Genomic DNA, 17,398 nt, shown 5'->3' with positions numbered 1-17,398 from the left:
GGAAGTTTTCTATTTACACAAGTTTTACTACAACCTCAGTTTCCACATTACATACTCCGCAATAAAAAATATGATTGCAATATTCATTTGAATTATTATGCGTTAAACCATCTACTGCACTTAATAATTCTTGATCCATATAGGCACTATAATCATCTATGTAATCTACAGACTTCCCATAATCTTGGAGTATACTTTGGCAATTTTGACAAGAATATGTTTGTGATTCTAATGCGTTGCAAAGCGGGCAAATCCCCATCATGATTCCTCCATACTTTATCGTTTAAAACCTCTCTTTTTTAGAGTGAAGAGAGCAACCTATCCAGACATAGGAGTGCCCACTCCATCCCTACTTAAAAATAGAACTATAAAGTTGCTACCGATTTCATTTTTATTTCAATAAATCATAAATAAGAAGCTAATAATTAGCCTACAAGTAGCAGGCTACAATGAAAAAATTATATTTAATATCCTCCTTAGTTTGGCCTGTTTTCTTAAAAATACAACGATTACTCTTATTTCATAATTTACGAAATCAATAAGTTTTTTTGACAAAATTTACAAATTATTATTTTGTATATCTTTCTAGGTAACATCCATACTATGAGTACAAACTTAATTACCGATGGATTAGCGCCAATCGGGGCGATAATCTGGTTCAACTCCAGCTAGTCCAACCAAAAAAACTTTTATAACTCTAAGGAGGATATATTCCTATGGCAAACCAAAATTCTTCAAATCAATTAGTAGTACCAGGTGCAACAGCTGCAATCGATCAAATGAAGTACGAAATCGCTCAAGAATTTGGTGTACAATTAGGAGCAGATTCTACGGCTCGCGCTAACGGTTCAGTTGGTGGAGAAATCACAAAACGTCTAGTTGCAATGGCTGAGCAAAGCCTTGGCGGATTCCACAAATAAATATATATGGCAAAAAGGTCTCAAGGCATATGCCTTGAGACCTTCCTTAATTTATTGCAACATTTGTAAAAACTTCTTCGTACGTTCTTCTTTTGGATTTGTAAATACTTCTTCTGGTGTACCTTGTTCGACAACGACACCACCATCCATGAAAATAACACGGTTCGCAATTTGATGTGCAAAACGCATTTCGTGCGTTACAATAACCATCGTCATGCCTTCTTTAGCAAGTTCTTTCATTACTTTCAGAACTTCTTGAACGAGTTCAGGATCAAGCGCTGACGTCGGCTCATCAAATAGTAACACTTCCGGCTCCATCGCAAGCGCGCGCGCAATTCCAACGCGCTGTTGTTGTCCGCCTGATAATTGGAACGGATATAAGTCCACTTTATCTGCTAAACCAACTTTTTCAAGGAAATAGTTTGCTTTTTTCTTCGCTTCTTCTTTCCCCATCTTTTTCACTGTAACGAGCCCTTCCATTACATTTTGAAGTGCTGTTAAATGCGGGAATAAATTATGGTGCTGGAATACCATACCTGTTTGCGTACGAAGATTAACAATATCTTTCTTCGTTACTTTTTGAGAGAAGTTAAGCTCTTTATTACCGATACGAATATTACCAGCGTTTGGCGTTTCTAATACATTGAGACAACGTAAGAATGTCGTTTTACCAGATCCAGACGGCCCAATAATAACAACAACCTCGCCCTTCTCAACTGTTAAATCTATATGCTTTAGTACGGTATTATCTCCGAAACTTTTTTGTAAGTGCTGAATTGAAATCATAAAAACAAAAACTCCTTTTGTAAAAGGATTATTTTAATGTGTAGCGTTCTGAACGCTTTTCTAACATCTGTTGTACGATTGATAATAAGAAACAAATAACCCAATAAATAAGACCTGCTTCAAAATAAACAATTAAAAACTCGTAGTTCATCGCCGCAATTTCCTGCGCTTTTCGGAACATTTCTGTTACTAAAATTAACGATGCTAACGAAGTATCTTTCACTAAACTAATAAATGTATTCGAAAGCGGCGGGATTGATACGCGCGTTGCTTGTGGTAAAATAACACGTTTTAATGCTTGTGGATATGTCATCCCAATTGTATAAGCTGCTTCCCACTGCCCTTTCGGAATGGAAAGGATAGAAGCACGAATAATTTCAGATGCATATGCACCGACATTTAATGAAAATCCAACAACTGCTGCTGTATATGGCTCAACTTCAATATTAAGAGTTGGAAGACCATAGAAAATAATAAATAGCTGTACAAGAAGTGGCGTTCCGCGAATGATAGATACATAGATACGAGCAATCCATTGTAAAATACGACTACCAGAAATACGTGCGAGCGCTGTTAACGTTGCCAGTATAATCCCGATAATAAATGTAATAAGCGTTAATGGAATTGTTGTAAAAACAGCTTCCTTCAGCATAGGCATGAAGGAAGACTGCATAATATCTATCCAAGTAGACAATCGATCTGAAACCAATGCACTACTTAGATACATTTTCACCGAACCATTTTTTCGCTATTTTGTCATACGTACCGTCTTTTTTCATATCTTCTAACGCTTTATCTACTTCTTGTACAAGCTTAGTGCTACCTTTACGGAATAAGAATCCACTTTGTGACGCTTCTTTTTCTGTATCTACAATTTTAATTTTTGCATCTTTTTTCGTTTCTAAATAGTTTAATACTGATAACTTATCATTAATTGTAAAATCAACGCGTCCTGAAGCTAATAATTCTGCCGCTTGGCTAAATCCTTCTACACCAATAATTTCCGCACCGTTTTTCTTAGCAATATCTGCATAGTTACTCGTTAAAGATTGTGCTCCTTTTAAACCTTTTACATCAGCAAATGTAGCAGGCTTATCTTTATCTTTTGCAATAACTAATGCCGCTGAAGATGAAACGTACGGTTTAGAGAAATCATATTTCTTTTGACGGTCTTCACGAATACCAACTTCGTTTGCAACCATATCGAAACGTTTTGCATCTAAACCAGCAAGTAAGCTATCCCATTGTGTTTCTTTAAATACAGGTTTTACACCTAAACGTTTTGCAACTTCTTCTGATAGTTCAACGTCAAATCCAGTTAATTTATTGCTTGAATCATGGAATGTGAACGGTGCGTATGTACCTTCTGTTCCAATTACAAGTTCACCGCTTTGTTTTATCTTTTGTAACGCGTCTTGACTAGCTGTATCTTTTTTCTCTTCTTTACCGCAGCCGGCTACAATCCCGATCGCTAATGTAGTTACTGCAAGCACTGAAAATAATTTCTTCATGATAGTAATCCTCCAAGTATTCTGATAGGAATTTAAAAACTATATTGATTGTATGCAATCTTGAACAATTTTTCAATGAAAATGTTCTTATTTAGTTTATCCTTTTTCTTCATAATCAAACAAAAGGGAAAAATAATGCTACATACAAAAAATAAGTAACATTTTTTAATATAGCATTTATTGTACGAAAGGTAAAATAATACTTCTTATTTAACTGCCCTGATTCACTAAAAAAAGAACTTGTGAAAATCACAAGTTCTCTCCCATACCTATTAAGCGCTCTGGTTCCCTTCCATTTGCGTTTTGTACATATCATAATAACGCCCGCGCTTTTTCATTAGCTCATCATGAGACCCTTTTTCTAAAATGGTTCCTCTATCAAGCACAATAATTTGATCTGCGCTTTTAATTGTTGAAAGTCGATGAGCGATAATAAATGTCGTTCTTCCTTTTTTCACAACTTCTAGCGCTTGTTGAATCATCGCCTCTGTTTCTGTATCGATACTAGATGTCGCTTCATCTAAAATTAAAATGGCTGGGTCAAAAGCGAGCGCCCTAGCAAACGATATAAGCTGACGTTCTCCGGTTGAAAGAGTACTTCCTTTCTCCGTAATTTCTTCATTTATATTGTTCGCAAATTTTTCAGCACCAACATCACGCAATGCTTTTACGATGCGCTCTGTTGAAATTTTTTCATTTTCTAAACTTACATTAGATGCTACTGTTCCGCTAAATAAAAACGGATCTTGCAGTACAATTCCCATATGTTCACGAGTTGCTTGTTTCGGCATCTCTTTTACATCATGACCATCAATCGTAAGCTTTCCTTTTTCAAACTCGTAAAACTGAAAGAGTACGTTCATAATAGAACTTTTTCCTGATCCAGTATGACCGACAAGTGCCACGGTCTCCCCTTGTTTCGCTTCAAAAGAAATATTTTTTAACACTTCATCTTTCCCATTATAAGAAAACGATACATTATCAAACTTCACATTTCCTTGTAAGCGAGGCACACGCTCTTCTTCTACTGCTTCTCCTTTTTCCTCTAACAATTCAAAAACACGCTCTGATGCAACACGCGATTGTTCTAAGTTAGCAAGCTGATTCACCATATTTGTAATCGGTGAGAACAATCGTGTTAAATAATCAACGAACGCATACAGTATCCCTAGAGAAATGACGCCTGTAGCACTTAATGAAGCGCCACCGAAATACCAAATCACACCTGTGAAAGCGATATTTCTTAATACGGATACTAAATTATGAGAAGTTGCTGCATTTAAATTCAAAATTTTATTTTGATACTTAAAATAATCGCCATTTAATTCTTCAAACTCTTTTTTCGTTTCACGCTCTTGACGGAACGCTTGAATAATTGGCATCCCTTGAATGGATTCATTTACTGTTCCGTTAATATCAGATAAACGAGAGCGCATTTTATGATTGTATACAGACGCGTATTTTCTATAAAGAATCGCCCAAACAATTAAAATTGGGATAATTAATAAACATAATGAAGCGAGCTTCACATCTAATAAAAATAGCGCAGCAAATATCCCAATAATATAGATGATACTAGAAACGAATGTTGCCAGCACCGTTACATATAAATCACGAATGGCCTCTGTATCATTCGTCACACGCGAAACAATTTTCCCCGCCGGTAAATGATCAAAGTACCGAATTGGCAACGTTTGAATATGAGAAAAAACATCTTCCCTCATAATTTGAATAATTTTGTTCGCTGCCTTTTGCAAGAAGAACTGCTTTCCGTATGCAAATAATGATACGACTACTAATAAAGCAAAATAGCCACCACCAAGTAATAATAGACGGTTTATTTCTGGCTTATAAAATGCAAATACTTCTTCCTTTGTTAATGCTTTCGCTTTATAAACTTGCACCGCCTTACCATTTTGAACGGTAATCATATCCCCTTTTACAGTACGTGATCCTTCTACATTTACTTTATTCGGTACAAAATAATATTGAAAACCGACTTGCATCACGCGTACTTCTTTTCCTTTTTTCTCGCCTTGTTCAAAGCGATCACTTCGCTTATAAAAAGCCCCATTATACGAAACAGCATCTTCACTCTGTTCTGTTTCATACCAAGGTTTCTCTATCCCGACGATATGATCGTCAATCATCGTTTTAGCGACGAAAGGACCAGCAAGCTCTGCGATGACGAAAATAAATAACATTAACATCGCAGCAAAAATCGTCCCTTTCACTTTCATCGCGTATTGAAACAATCGTTTTGAAACGCTCATATTTTCACCCCACTATCTGCACTTTCACTTTCACCTTGTTGTCTTTCAAACTGTTCAGCATACCATCCTCCCTTTTGGATAAGCTGAGCATGCGTACCTTCTTCTATAACTGCGCCTTCATCCATAACGAGAATCCAATCCGCATGTTGCACTGCTGATAAACGATGCGTCGTAATAATCGTCGTCTTTCCGCTTCTTTCCGTTCTTATATTTTCAATGATCGCTGCTTCCGTACGAGCATCTACAGCTGATAAAGAATCGTCCAAAATTAAAATTTCTGGATTTTGAATAACAGCTCTTGCAATCGAGATCCTTTGTTTTTGCCCTCCTGATAAAGAAACACCTTTCTCTCCAACGAGCGTTTCTAACCCTTCTGGCAAAAACTCTAAATCCTTTTTAAACGCAGCAATTTCAATTGCTTTCTCTAGTTCTTCTTCAGTCGCTTCCCTATTTCCGAATAAAATATTTTCTCGCGCTGTTTTTGAGAACAAAATATGCTCCTGCGGTACATAACCAATCCAGCCGAGTACATTTTCATTCGTCATTTTATCTAATGTCACATCAGAAACTGCAATATCTCCATCTCCAAGTGGATATTGACGAAGAAGCTGACGTACAAGCGTCGTTTTCCCGCTTCCTGTTTTTCCGACAACCCCAAGCGTCTCCCCTTGTTTTAAGGTAAACGAAACCTTTTTTAAATTTGTTTCAGTTGATGAAGGATATGAAAAGGTAACGTCATCAAACTGAATATAATCCGGCTCTTGCACAAGCTTTGGATGTTTCGGATCCTTTACATCTGGTTCATACGCTAACGTTTCATTCACACGGTCAAGCGAAGCATTTCCTCTTTGCATAACATTAATTAATTCACCAATTGCAAACATCGGCCAAATCATCATCCCTAAATACACGTTAAATGAAACAAGTTCACCAAGTGTTACCTTTGATTGAAATACAAGATATGCCCCGTACACTAAACCGATTAAATAACTAAGGCCAACAAGCATTTTCACAGTTGGTTGGAATAATGCGTCAATTCTCGCTACTTTCATATTTTTTTCGTAGACGTCATCTCCTAAGTGATGAAATCTTTCCTCATCTGCATTCTCTTGTACGTATGCACGAATAACACGCACACCAGCGATTGATTCAAGCACTTTATCGTTCATATCACCAAACGCATCTTGCGCAACGGTAAATCTTTCATGCAATTTCTTTCCATATATATTCATCGCATACGCCATAATTGGAAGCGGAATAAGCGCTGCAAATGTAAGCTCCCAACTAATTGTAAATCCCATCATAAAAACGATCGTAAGCATGTATAAACTAGAATCCACAAGCGTTAATATACCAAAACCAGCTGTCATAGCGATTGCTTTTAAATCATTCGTTGCCCTCGCCATTAAGTCGCCAGTACGATTTTTTTGATAAAAAGTCGGCGTCATCTTAAGTAAATGCCCCATAAATTTAGAGCGCATCGTTTTCTCAAGTACAAATGCACCTCCAAACAATTGATGTTGCCATACGAAAGTAAGACCATACCCAACGATTGTAACCCCTATTAAAATAAGAATAGATTGCATAATTGCTTCGTTCGATAACGTTCCTGTTTTTATATTATCTATCGTAACCCCTAACACTTTCGGGGGAATAACTTCAACTATATTCACAATTAAAAGAGCTCCAATGGCAATACTATATCTCTTCCAGTGCTCCCTAAAAAACCATTTTAACTTTAGTAATACTGATAACAATGTAACCTCTCCCTTCTCGTTCTCGTTTACCTCTCATTTCTTTATCCACTATCCAGACCCATCACATTTACATTTCGTAACCCATACAATCTCATCACATTTTTCCACCTTCCAAAGTTTTTTATCGGAACTAAACAAGGGAAAATAAACAAAAAAAAGCATACCGCCGCTTGACGATATGCACAGGAATGCATAAAAAGCGTACGTTACGATATACGCAACGTACGCTTTTTATAAGACAAAGATGCCCTATATATCCGTACGGGTTGCGTAATGATATGAATGTTTTCTGCCATTTAACAGAGCTAAGCCCATTACATTTACGATTACAATCATTACGCACACCCCCTTCATTTATTTTCCATTTATAATCTTACAACTTTATTGAGTATTCTGTCAATTATTTTTTCACAAACCGCATGAAAATATACGCTACATCATTCTGAAATAAAGGAATGTTCTGTAAGAAAGGGTATACAAAATAAAAAAAGAATAAGAAATCGTTTTCACAAACATTTCATTTGAAAAATGTTATCAAACCCCCTACAATCACCTTATACTCACTCTTACAAGTTGCTATTTTAGGAGGACTAATCATGACAACTAGCAATACGTACAAATTTTATTTAAATGGAGAATGGAGAGAAAGCTCTTCAGGAGAAACAATCGAAATTCCATCTCCATACTTACACGAAGTAATTGGACAAGTACAAGCAATTACTCGCGGAGAAGTGGATGAAGCAATTGCATCTGCAAAAGAAGCTCAAAAATCATGGGCTGAAGCTTCCCTACAAGATCGCGCAAAATACTTATATAAATGGGCTGATGAGCTCGTAAATATGCAGGATGAAATTGCCGATATCATTATGAAAGAAGTCGGTAAAGGATATAAAGATGCGAAGAAAGAAGTTGTTCGTACAGCTGACTTCATTCGTTACACGATCGAAGAAGCTTTACATATGCACGGAGAAAGCATGATGGGCGATAGCTTCCCGGGCGGTACAAAATCTAAACTTGCGATTATCCAACGCGCACCACTTGGTGTTGTATTAGCAATCGCACCATTTAACTACCCAGTAAACTTATCTGCTGCAAAACTTGCACCAGCATTAATTATGGGTAACGCTGTTATTTTCAAACCAGCAACTCAAGGTGCAATTAGTGGTATTAAAATGGTTGAAGCACTTCACAAAGCTGGCCTTCCAAAAGGTCTTGTAAACGTAGCTACAGGACGCGGTTCTGTAATTGGTGACTACTTAGTAGAGCACGAAGGCATCAATATGGTATCGTTCACAGGTGGTACAAACACAGGTAAACATTTAGCGAAAAAAGCTTCAATGATTCCACTTGTATTAGAACTTGGTGGTAAAGATCCTGGTATCGTTCGTGAAGATGCTGACTTACAAGATGCTGCAAACCATATCGTAAGCGGTGCATTCTCTTACTCTGGTCAACGTTGTACAGCTATTAAACGTGTACTTGTACACGAAAACGTAGCGGACGAGCTTGTTAGCTTATTAAAAGCGCAAGTAGCTGAACTATCAGTTGGATCTCCAGAACAAGACAGCACAATCGTTCCATTAATTGACGACAAGTCTGCTGACTTCGTTCAAGGTTTAGTTGACGACGCTGTAGAAAAAGGTGCTACAATCGTTATCGGTAACAAACGTGAGCGTAACTTAATTTACCCAACATTAATCGATCACGTAACAGAAGAGATGAAAGTTGCTTGGGAAGAGCCATTCGGCCCAATCCTTCCAATCATCCGTGTTTCTTCAGATGAACAAGCAATTGAAATTGCTAACAAATCAGAGTTCGGTCTGCAAGCAAGTGTCTTCACTAAAGACATTAACAAAGCATTTGCAATTGCTAACAAAATCGAAACTGGTTCTGTACAAATTAACGGACGCACAGAGCGCGGCCCTGACCACTTCCCATTCATCGGTGTAAAAGGTTCAGGTATGGGCGCACAAGGTATTCGTAAGAGCCTTGAGTCTATGACACGTGAAAAAGTAACTGTATTAAACTTAGTTTAATCTTATAAAAAGAAGCTGATCTATTTTTAGATCAGCTTCTTTTCTATATAAATACTTCCGAAAAACGGAGTATTTCGTTCTACTTCCGATTTGGTTTTCCAAATCGAACTAAAACATGCCATAATAATTTTAATTCCTGAAGCACTTCTTCATAAGTTCCACGATCACTCCAAGATAATGGATTGCGTTTCAAATCCACTACAGCAGAGCCAATTATATTTGCATCGATGCAATGATTCCGTGCAATGCGTCTTGCTAAAGATGGCATTTTTGAACCTCTAAAATCCATCGGAACTTCGTCTACCGCAAGTACAAAACCGATGTGCCAATACAAATCAATCGCATACTTCAGGCAAATTTCTTCTAAAACTCTTCCTACATCCGTACCCTTAAATGAAGGATCTGCAACAAGCACCTCTACGTCTTCTTTAAGAGAAATCTCTCCATGAATTTGCGCTTCGATATAATGATTAAGATTACGGGCTGGCTCTTTGCTTACTAAATCTATAAACGGCCTTTTCAGGTTAGCCAGTAAATGATTAATTAATATTGTTGGAGTCAAATTCCCTTCACCAATTGCAAAATCTCTTACAAATGTCTCTTCCAAAAGAGCAGCTAAAATCATATCAAACTCCTCATAAGTCCCCTTTTCTTTCGGATCTTGATGCGAATCTAAATACGTATATGTAGAGCGCAAAGAAACTTTTGGAGATAAGAGAAAATAACATGAACCAAAACGCGGAGCCGGCCCATCTGGATGTAACATTAAATTTAGCGCTCCATATTTTGGCCGTTGATCATTCGTTACGCCTTCTAATTGATATGCTCCTCCAAATATTCTCTTTTCCCAAAGGTCACGTTCACCACCAGGGTAAGCAGATACGCTTCCATTAGATAGCAATGTTTCAAACTGACTTTTATATACTCCTTGCTCAAACAGTGCTTCAGCAACACTTTTCATATTCGAATCTAGTCTGTCTGGATGAAAGTGTAAAGCAATCCTTGCATGAGATTTTAAATTAGCGACAGCTTCTTTAAATATTTCATCTGTAATATTAGACATTTTAAGTATATGATTAATCGTTGCTTTAGCCCCACGTTTTTCGTTCTCTGCATATTTTGAAATATACTCTAAAGCAAATAATTGAGATCTTAATAATTCCATAATCCAATCTCCCCTTTAATTGAACTGCCCTTAAACACTTCAATTAAAAGCTTATTCTTTCCTTCTTATGAAACGAACCTCATTTATTTAAAAAAGTAATTCACTAAATCTTAATTATGTATACACGCATTTTTCATAGGCAAATGTACACATTCTACAGAAATTTGATACCCTAGCCATCGCTCAGCAATATGTTCAAATGATAAAACAGATCCCGTTGTAAAAAAGCGATGCTTCAGATTCAAATTGTCAGACAAAATTCCTTTATGCTGTAAAATGGTACTGAACTCTATCGCTGTTTCTTCTGCAGAACTAATAATCGTTATGTCTTCTCCTAGTTCCTTTTTTATATAGGACTCTAAAAGTGGATAATGCGTACATCCAAGAATTAACGTATCTATATCTTCTTTCGTTAATGGAAGTAAAGCTTGTTTCACTTGCTGCGTGACATATGCTGTATCTTCTAATTGATTTTCTACAACTGTGGCTAAAGTCGGGCAAGCATAGCTATGCACTTCCAAATATGTATCCAGCTCGTGTAATGCTTTTTCATACATATTAGATTTTATCGTACCTACAGTTCCAATTACCCCGATTTCCCCTTTCTTTGTAACTTTAATTGCCGCTCTTGCTCCTGGATGTATAACGCCAATAACTGGAATGGAAAGTGCTTCTTGTAGCGCATTCAATGCAGCAGCTGCAGCAGTATTACATGCTACGACTAGCGCTTTTAATGGAAACTGTTTGAGGAACTCAACCATTTCAAATACGAAAGATTGCACCTCCTCTACACTTCTTGGCCCATACGGACAACGCTTATTATCACCAATATAATAAATGCTTTCTTTAGGCAATTGTCTTATAATTTCGCTCGCAACTGTTAATCCCCCAACACCCGAATCTAGCACACCTATTACTGAATGTTTATGACATACAGACATATACTTCATCCCCTTTTCAATCATCTAGCGCTAATAACATGTATTATATTACGAAAATTCAAATATCACATAACAATCCCTCTTACTTTTAATCACAAACTGTTCTCTATAATCTGATTATTACTATATCCATTGACGTATAAAAATTCATTTGTTACTCTTAAATACGTTAATTTAATATTTAAATCCTCATTCGTATCTCGGTGAGGTAGAGGTTGCAGTCATTAAGAGTATCATTTCAGGAGATGTAGTGGCATTGATGAAGGAATGAGAAAGGAATGGTTGCCGAAGTAAGTCGTGTCCACCATGCACGCTTGCTGGGTCTGCATTTAATAAGTGCAGAACTGTCACAAACGTTTCGTTTGTGGAGAGCTATCGAGAGGTATGTCGTGGGTTTCTTATAAGATAGAAAGCATGTAGCGGCAGATTACGTGCTTTTTTTGTTTTGTTTGGGACTTCTCTTCCTGACTCAGGAAGACATACATATCTCCTCGCTTGACTTGGTTATACTAACTTTGGAGGTATTTTTCTATGCAACAAAAAAAATGGGGCTTTTGGGTACTAACAGCTTTCGTTGTCGGTAACATGGTTGGCGCTGGTATTTTCATGGTACCAAGTACGTTGGCACAAACAGCAAGCCCACTCGGTGTCACTTTAGCTTGGTTAACTACAGGGTTTGGTGTTTTAATGCTAGCTCTTGTTTTCGGTAATTTAGCAATTCGTCGTCCTGATTTAACGACAGGGCCACAAAGTCATGCATATGCTTTATTCTCAACACCAAAAAAGAAAAAAATGGCTGGCTTCAGTATGGTATGGGGATATTGGGTTGCAAACTGGGCAAGTAACGTTGCCATCATTACATCATTTGCGGGATATTTATCACTCTTCTTCCCAATTATGAAAGATACGCGACTACTATTTTCAATCGGCTCGTTTAACGTAGAAGTCGGAAAACTAATTACATTTACGATTTGTTCCATCTTACTTTGGGGAACTCATATTATATTAACAAACGGTGTAAGCGGAGCTGGAAAACTAAACTTCTTAGCAACAACAACGAAAGTAACTGGATTCCTTTTATTCATCGTCGTTACGTTATTTGCATTCGAAGCTTCTAAGTTTGGACAATGGTACACACCGATGATTGATAAATCAGGTGCATCACATGGTCTTCTTTCACAAGTAAATTTAGCTGCTCTTACAACGCTTTGGGCGTTTATCGGAATTGAATCAGCCGTTCTTTTATCAAACCGTGCTGTTTCTCCAAAAACGGTAAAACGTGCAACAGTTGCGGGATTACTTATTACAGTTGCGATTTACTTAGGAATTACAATTTTAACAATGGGTGTACTTCACGTTGATAAATTACAAACTTCTGAACGTCCATTAGCAGATGCACTAAATGCTGCAATGGGTCACGGCGGCGGGAAACTGATGGCATTACTTGCTCTTACTTCCCTGTTCGGTTCTATCTTAGGCTGGATTTTATTAAGCTCAGAAGTACCTTATCAAGCAGCAAAAGAAGGTTTCTTCCCTTCCTTCTTCACGAAAACAAATAAAAAAGGAAGTCCAATTTACTCATTACGATTAACAAACATTATGTCGCAAGTATTCCTATTCTCAACATTATCAGGAACCATTGCGGAAGCTTATACATTCGTTATTACCGTATCAACACTGGCCTACCTCATTCCATATCTCGTTTCACCAATCTTCCAGTTAAAACTAGTCGCAACTGGTGAAACATATAAAAATGAAATGCGGGCAAGAATTACAGATGGCATAGTCGCAGTTATCGCACTTTGCTACGCACTATGGGTTATTAAAACTGGCGCATCCGATATAAAAACGTTCCTTCTCGGAATTGGTTTATTCGTAATTGGATTTGCTTTCTATCCATTAATGAATCGTGATCAGAAAAAAAATAACAAAAAGAAAAACGGGCAAGTTGCATAACGCAATTTGCTCGTTTTTTCTTTTGTAAAACATATATAATAGAACAAAGAGGTGAAAAACATGTCAATCGAATCGCTATGGAGCAGTCGCTTCCAACAACATATTCAAAATATCATTACATACTTTGCACGTATGATTAACGGTTTACTATATAGCTTTATCTTTATTTCATGCGTTGGCGCATATTATTATGCTCAGTTTCTAAAAGCATCTCCTTCTAAAGGAATATCTTTAATAATTATAACGATTGTACTTACATTCATTATAACGAGATGCCCTATCCGTACATTTATTCAAAAACCTGATGCTGTCTATTTACTAGCACTAGAAGAGAAACTAACATCTTATTTCAAAAAATCTCTTCTATACAATTACATCATTCAGCTTTTCCCATTGTTATTTACGTTCCTTATTCTCGTTCCACTTGCTATGCAATCATTACAATTAACTGTACCTTTTTTATGTACAATCTTTATCGTGTTAATGATTACGAAAGCCTGGAACATGTACATACATTGGATATGGCGTGATAGTCACGAAAAAAATATATGGCTGATCATTCGTATTACTTGTAACGCCCTAATCATTTACATACTGTTTTATTCCGCAAATGTTCTCATATTGGGCGGACTACTCTTACTACTTGCTTTCCTACTTCTATATACGAAAAAACAGCCTACAAAACGAATACCGTGGGATTACATAATTGAGCAAGAAGAAAAAATGAACGTTCGTTTTTATCAATTTGCTAGCATTTTCACCGATGTTCCGCAACTGAATAAACAAGTAAATAAAAGAAAATGGCTTACAAATTGGATTGAACCTTTATTACATAAAAAACGAGCAACTTTCTTCTACTTACATACACTAGCATTTTTACGTGGAAATGATTATTTCGGTATATATATTCGCTTAGGATTGATCGGTGCTTTCGCCTTATATTTCATACCAAATATATACGTAAAAGGTGCTATCACTTACATCGTTCTATATATGATCTCTATGCAGCTTCGTTCACTATGGAAATATTTTTCGGGAAATATTATTGCAGCATTATATCCAATCCATACTGAAGAAAGAATGAAACAATTTCTTAGCTTAATCTTTATATTGCTAAGTATTCAACTCATTGTATTTTCGAGTGTTATACTCATTGCTACAGGTCAATTTTTACATAGCCTTATCATTATGATTGTCGGGTTACTCTGGATCAAATTTATTATTGTACCAAAAACGAAGCAACGCGTTTCTTCGTTTTAACGAAAAGAAATATCTTAAACGCCAAGGAGAAAATAAATTATCCTTGGCTTTTTTATTTTGCTTCCTCAAACAAGAATCACTGAAACAACCGATATTTATGATTTTTACATACAAAAACGATAATACATGTTTACGACCTAATAAAAAGGGTATCTATTAATTAACAGAGTAAAGGAGGGGCCTATATTGTGAATAAAAAAACGGAACAATTGAAGCATCACGTTACTGACAATCAATGCAAACATGCTTTAACAACAAATCAAGGGGTAAAAATAGCTGAAGATGAATTTTCTTTAAAGATGGGCTTAAGAGGCCCAACCTTAATGGAGGATTTTCACTTTCGTGAGAAAATGACCCATTTTGATCACGAACGAATTCCCGAAAGGATTGTTCATGCACGCGGGGTTGGCGCTCATGGTTATTTTCAGCTTTATGAATCTTTAGAAACATATACGAAAGCAGATTTTCTTACTAATCCTTCAAAGAAAACACCTGTATTTGTACGGTTCTCAACCGTTCAAGGTTCTAAAGGATCCAACGACACAGTAAGAGATGTACGCGGATTCGCCACAAAATTTTATACAGATGAAGGAAACTATGATTTAGTGGGTAATAATATGCCGGTATTCTTTATCCAAGATGCTATTAAATTTCCTGATTTTGTCCATGCAGTTAAACCAGAACCACATAATGATATTCCTCAAGGAGCTAGCGCTCATGATACCTTTTGGGACTTTGTTGCGCATAATCCTGAGTCCACTCATATGGTCATGTGGCAAATGAGCGACCGAGCTATTCCGCGTAGTTTACGAATGATGGAAGGTTTTGGAGTTCACACATTTCGACTCATTAACGCAGAAGGAAAAGCCCATTTCGTAAAGTTTCACTGGAAACCTACCCTCGGGGTTCATTCATTAGTATGGGATGAAGCTCAAAAGATTGCCGGGAAAAATCCTGATTTTCATCGTCAAGATTTATACGAAGCAATTGAAAAAGGGGATTATCCTGAATGGGAGCTTGGATTACAGCTAATTCCAGAAGAAGATGAACATAAATTTGATTTTGATATTTTAGATCCAACGAAATTATGGCCAGAAGAAGAAGTTCCCGTAAAATTAGTTGGTAAAATGACACTGAACAAAAATGTTGATAACTTCTTTGCTGAAACAGAGCAGGTAGCTTTTCACCCTGGTCATGTCGTACCAGGTATTGATTTTTCAAATGACCCTCTTCTGCAAGGAAGATTATTCTCCTATACAGATACACAATTATCTCGTTTAGGGGGCCCTAATTTCCATCAAATTCCTATTAATCAGCCTGTATGTCCTTTTCATAATAATCAACGTGATGGTATGCATCAAATGCAGATTCATCGCGGTCAAACAAGCTATCATCCTAATGGATTAAATAACAATCAACCTGCAACCGTCCAAGCCGAACAAGGAGGATATGAACATTATCAAGAAAAGATTGATGGGCATAAAATTAGAGGTCGCAGTAAAAGCTTTCTTAACTTTTATTCTCAGGCTAAACTTTTCTACAATAGTATGAGCCCTATTGAAAAGCAGCACATAAAAGCAGCTTTTTGCTTTGAAGTTGGGAAGTGTAAATCAGACATGGTGAAGGCAAATGTAATTGCTCTCTTAAACCACGTCGATCGTCAATTAGCACAAGAAGTCGCTAACATTATTGGAGCTCCTTTACCTAAGGAAAATCACGAAGTAAATTCAGATGCAAAATCACCTGCACTAAGTATGTCCAATACTATTTTTAAATCTGATTCCAAAAATGTTGCAATTCTATTAAATGGTGACCCAAGCGTCTCACTTCTGTCCGAATGGATTCAAGCTTTTGTACAACACCGAATTAACTATAGTATCATAGATAATAAAATTTATCAGTTCAATGATTCCATTAAAGTAACTGATACTTATACAACAACAGACTCCTCCCTTTTTGATGCAGTATTAGTGTTTAGTAGTGAGTCTGTCATTCAACCCCCTGTTTTAGAATTTGCAGAAACTACTTTTAAACATTTTAAACCGATAGCTCATGTCCTTAGTAATCCTCATGCTTTGGACCATAGTAAGATTAAACTGGATGGAGCAGGAGTTTACAACTTAACAAATACTTCAATTGAATCATTTATAGAAGGCATTGCCCAAGGAAGATTCTGGAGCCGATAATATAATATAATATAATATAATATAAGGAGCGGATTAGAATGAGTAAAAAAATTGCTATTTTAATAACGGATTATTTCGAGGATACAGAATACACAGAGCCAGTAGAAGCTTTTAAACAAAAGGGATATGAATTCACAACTATTGAAATGGAAAAAGGGAAAACGGTACACGGTAAGCAAGGAAAAAGTGAAGTCGTGATTGATAAAAGTATTGATGATGTTTCTCCAGAGAACTTTGATGCCCTCTTCATACCGGGTGGATTTTCTCCAGATATACTTCGTGCCGATGAACGTTTTGTTCGCTTTAGTAAAGCATTTATGGATGCGGAAAAACCTGTTTTCGCTATTTGTCACGGACCTCAGCTACTCATCACTGCACAAACACTTGAAGGACGCGATGTAACTGGATATAAATCTATTGAAGTCGATTTAAAAAATGCCGGCGGGAACTTTCATGACAAAGAGGTTGTCGTATGTCAAAATCAGCTAGTAACAAGTAGACAGCCAGAGGACATCCCAGCGTTTATTGAAGAATCGTTGCGTATATTAGGATAACTACTTTGGTTAACTAACCTCCTTTTATTTACATGAAAATAATGAATCAGCGG

The 17,398-nt window shown here is 36.7% G+C and carries 14 protein-coding genes and 1 riboswitch; of the genes, 6 read left to right on the top strand and 8 right to left on the bottom strand.

Annotated features, from left to right (window positions below):
- Positions 1-13: 13 nt before the first annotated feature.
- Positions 14-259, bottom strand: a complete 246-nt coding sequence (locus ACS2CR_RS19810; RefSeq protein ID WP_000510474.1) for a hypothetical protein — start codon at positions 257-259, stop codon at positions 14-16.
- A gap of 457 nt (positions 260-716) precedes the next feature.
- Here ACS2CR_RS19810 and sasP point away from each other — a divergent pair, with 457 nt between their 5' ends.
- Positions 717-920, top strand: a complete 204-nt coding sequence (gene sasP / locus ACS2CR_RS19805) for a small acid-soluble spore protein, SasP family (RefSeq protein WP_000013338.1) — start codon at positions 717-719, stop codon at positions 918-920.
- 51 nt (positions 921-971) lie between these two features.
- On the opposite strand, the gene ACS2CR_RS19800 is transcribed toward sasP, so the two are convergent.
- From ACS2CR_RS19800 to ACS2CR_RS19780, 5 genes are all read right to left on the bottom strand, one after another.
- Positions 972-1,706: an amino acid ABC transporter ATP-binding protein gene (locus tag ACS2CR_RS19800; protein ID WP_000623610.1), complete on the bottom strand. Its 735-nt coding sequence runs from the start codon at positions 1,704-1,706 to the stop codon at positions 972-974.
- 28 nt (positions 1,707-1,734) lie between these two features.
- Entirely contained in the window at positions 1,735-2,433 is a 699-nt protein-coding gene (locus ACS2CR_RS19795) for an amino acid ABC transporter permease (protein ID WP_000281496.1), read from the bottom strand.
- Entirely contained in the window at positions 2,420-3,217 is a 798-nt protein-coding gene (locus tag ACS2CR_RS19790) for an amino acid ABC transporter substrate-binding protein (protein WP_053512544.1), read from the bottom strand. The genes ACS2CR_RS19795 and ACS2CR_RS19790 overlap by 14 nt, the downstream gene beginning before the upstream one ends.
- A gap of 272 nt (positions 3,218-3,489) precedes the next feature.
- Entirely contained in the window at positions 3,490-5,490 is a 2,001-nt protein-coding gene (locus ACS2CR_RS19785) for an ABC transporter ATP-binding protein (RefSeq protein ID WP_053512545.1), read from the bottom strand.
- Positions 5,487-7,247: an ABC transporter ATP-binding protein gene (locus ACS2CR_RS19780; RefSeq protein WP_000953785.1), complete on the bottom strand. Its 1,761-nt coding sequence runs from the start codon at positions 7,245-7,247 to the stop codon at positions 5,487-5,489. The genes ACS2CR_RS19785 and ACS2CR_RS19780 overlap by 4 nt, the downstream gene beginning before the upstream one ends.
- A gap of 596 nt (positions 7,248-7,843) precedes the next feature.
- Here ACS2CR_RS19780 and gapN point away from each other — a divergent pair.
- Positions 7,844-9,283, top strand: coding sequence for an NADP-dependent glyceraldehyde-3-phosphate dehydrogenase (gapN, locus tag ACS2CR_RS19775; RefSeq protein ID WP_000213634.1), 1,440 nt, complete (start codon positions 7,844-7,846; stop codon positions 9,281-9,283).
- Positions 9,284-9,362: 79 nt separating this feature from the next.
- Here gapN and ACS2CR_RS19770 read toward each other — a convergent pair whose 3' ends face one another.
- Entirely contained in the window at positions 9,363-10,448 is a 1,086-nt protein-coding gene (locus ACS2CR_RS19770) for a DUF3626 domain-containing protein (protein ID WP_053512546.1), read from the bottom strand.
- A 110-nt stretch (positions 10,449-10,558) separates the two neighbouring features.
- Complete coding sequence (gene racE, locus ACS2CR_RS19765; RefSeq protein ID WP_053512547.1) at positions 10,559-11,389, bottom strand: glutamate racemase; 831 nt, start codon at positions 11,387-11,389, stop codon at positions 10,559-10,561.
- 201 nt (positions 11,390-11,590) lie between these two features.
- A riboswitch (Lysine riboswitch) is annotated at positions 11,591-11,772 on the top strand.
- A 148-nt stretch (positions 11,773-11,920) separates the two neighbouring features.
- On the opposite strand from racE, the gene ACS2CR_RS19760 reads away from it, so the two are divergent.
- The 4 genes from ACS2CR_RS19760 to ACS2CR_RS19745 all read left to right on the top strand — a co-directional run bounded on the left by ACS2CR_RS19760 (position 11,921) and on the right by ACS2CR_RS19745 (position 17,345).
- Complete coding sequence (locus ACS2CR_RS19760) at positions 11,921-13,345, top strand: amino acid permease (protein ID WP_053512548.1); 1,425 nt, start codon at positions 11,921-11,923, stop codon at positions 13,343-13,345.
- A 60-nt stretch (positions 13,346-13,405) separates the two neighbouring features.
- Entirely contained in the window at positions 13,406-14,605 is a 1,200-nt protein-coding gene (locus ACS2CR_RS19755; protein ID WP_053512549.1) for an ABC transporter permease, read from the top strand.
- Between the two features lie 188 nt (positions 14,606-14,793).
- Positions 14,794-16,791, top strand: a complete 1,998-nt coding sequence (locus ACS2CR_RS19750) for a catalase (protein WP_053512550.1) — start codon at positions 14,794-14,796, stop codon at positions 16,789-16,791.
- 38 nt (positions 16,792-16,829) lie between these two features.
- Positions 16,830-17,345, top strand: coding sequence for a type 1 glutamine amidotransferase domain-containing protein (locus ACS2CR_RS19745; RefSeq protein ID WP_000037532.1), 516 nt, complete (start codon positions 16,830-16,832; stop codon positions 17,343-17,345).
- Positions 17,346-17,398 lie beyond the last annotated feature (53 nt).

This window comes from Bacillus cereus group sp. BceL291 (genome assembly GCF_051776705.1).
Classification (GTDB): Bacteria; Bacillota; Bacilli; order Bacillales; family Bacillaceae_G; genus Bacillus_A; species Bacillus_A cereus.
This window is presented reverse-complemented; position numbering and strand designations above follow the sequence as displayed.

Bases quoted from the DNA above. Each gene is read 5' to 3' on its own strand.
- ACS2CR_RS19785 (WP_053512545.1), bottom strand. From the start codon at position 5,490: ATGAGCGTTTCAAAACGATTGTTTCAATACGCGATGAAAGTGAAAGGG.
- ACS2CR_RS19795 (WP_000281496.1), bottom strand. From the start codon at position 2,433: ATGTATCTAAGTAGTGCATTGGTTTCAGATCGATTGTCTACTTGGATA.
- ACS2CR_RS19790 (WP_053512544.1), bottom strand. From the start codon at position 3,217: ATGAAGAAATTATTTTCAGTGCTTGCAGTAACTACATTAGCGATCGGG.
- ACS2CR_RS19770 (WP_053512546.1), bottom strand. From the start codon at position 10,448: ATGGAATTATTAAGATCTCAATTATTTGCTTTAGAGTATATTTCAAAA.
- ACS2CR_RS19810 (WP_000510474.1), bottom strand. From the start codon at position 259: ATGGGGATTTGCCCGCTTTGCAACGCATTAGAATCACAAACATATTCT.
- ACS2CR_RS19800 (WP_000623610.1), bottom strand. From the start codon at position 1,706: ATGATTTCAATTCAGCACTTACAAAAAAGTTTCGGAGATAATACCGTA.
- gapN (WP_000213634.1), top strand. From the start codon at position 7,844: ATGACAACTAGCAATACGTACAAATTTTATTTAAATGGAGAATGGAGA.
- racE (WP_053512547.1), bottom strand. From the start codon at position 11,389: ATGTCTGTATGTCATAAACATTCAGTAATAGGTGTGCTAGATTCGGGT.
- ACS2CR_RS19760 (WP_053512548.1), top strand. From the start codon at position 11,921: ATGCAACAAAAAAAATGGGGCTTTTGGGTACTAACAGCTTTCGTTGTC.
- ACS2CR_RS19755 (WP_053512549.1), top strand. From the start codon at position 13,406: ATGTCAATCGAATCGCTATGGAGCAGTCGCTTCCAACAACATATTCAA.
- ACS2CR_RS19745 (WP_000037532.1), top strand. From the start codon at position 16,830: ATGAGTAAAAAAATTGCTATTTTAATAACGGATTATTTCGAGGATACA.
- sasP (WP_000013338.1), top strand. From the start codon at position 717: ATGGCAAACCAAAATTCTTCAAATCAATTAGTAGTACCAGGTGCAACA.